This is a genomic window from Nevskia sp., assembly GCF_051860985.1.
In the GTDB taxonomy this organism is placed as follows: domain Bacteria; phylum Pseudomonadota; class Gammaproteobacteria; order Nevskiales; family Nevskiaceae; genus Nevskia.
Map to the genome: position 1 here is coordinate 1 of NZ_JBIMKV010000043.1, position 766 is coordinate 766.

Sequence of the window (766 nt, forward strand, 5' to 3'; positions counted from 1 at the left end):
TTCTGAAGACCGGCATCGCCGGCTCGCTCATTGCTGTGATCTGCTGCGCCACGCCTTTGCTGGTTGTCCTGCTCGGCGCGATCGGGTTGTCGGCCTGGCTGGGCTGGATCGATTATGTCCTCATGCCGGCGCTCGCCTTCTTTGTCGCGCTCACCGGCTATGGCCTCTGGCGCCGACAACGCGCCGCAGATTGCTGTGCGACTGAAACACAAACGAACAAGGAAAATAGCTGAACATGTCAGACTGCTGCACCACCGAAGGAAGCCGTAAGGGCGGCTACGACCTTGCCGTCATCGGCGCCGGATCGGCCGGATTCTCGGCCGCGATCACCGCCGCCGATCAGGGCGCCAATGTCGCGCTGATCGGCCACGGCACCATCGGCGGCACCTGCGTCAATGTCGGCTGCGTGCCGTCGAAGACGATGATCCGCGCGGCCGAGGCGCTGCATGGTGTGCGGGCCGCGCAACGCTTTCCCGGCCTGGTCGGGGAAGCAAGCGTGGCCAACTGGCCCGCGCTCGTCGCGGCCAAGGACGAGCTGGTCACCAGCTTGCGGCAGAAGAAATATATTGACCTGCTGCCCGAGTACAACGGCGTTGCCTATCTGGAAGGCGCGGCGCGTCTGAACGGGCAGGGCGTGATGGTGAATGGCGCCGCGATTTCAGCGGGCAAGATCATCATCGCGACCGGCACCTCGCCGGCCCTGCCGGACATTCCCGGCATTGAGGAGGTGCCTTATCTCACCAGCACGACTGCCCTGGAACTTGGC

The 766-nt window shown here is 64.5% G+C and carries 2 protein-coding genes; both read left to right on the forward strand.

What is annotated here, in order from left to right; genetic code table 11:
• The first annotated feature begins 2 nt into the window (after nucleotides 1-2).
• Nucleotides 3-233: a mercury resistance system transport protein MerF gene (merF, locus tag ACTIGJ_RS19580; protein ID WP_439641995.1), complete on the forward strand. Its 231-nt coding sequence runs from the start codon at nucleotides 3-5 to the stop codon at nucleotides 231-233.
• A 2-nt stretch (nucleotides 234-235) separates the two neighbouring features.
• Nucleotides 236-766, forward strand: a 531-nt coding sequence (locus ACTIGJ_RS19585) for an FAD-dependent oxidoreductase (protein WP_439641996.1), incomplete at its 3' end; no start/stop codon positions are given.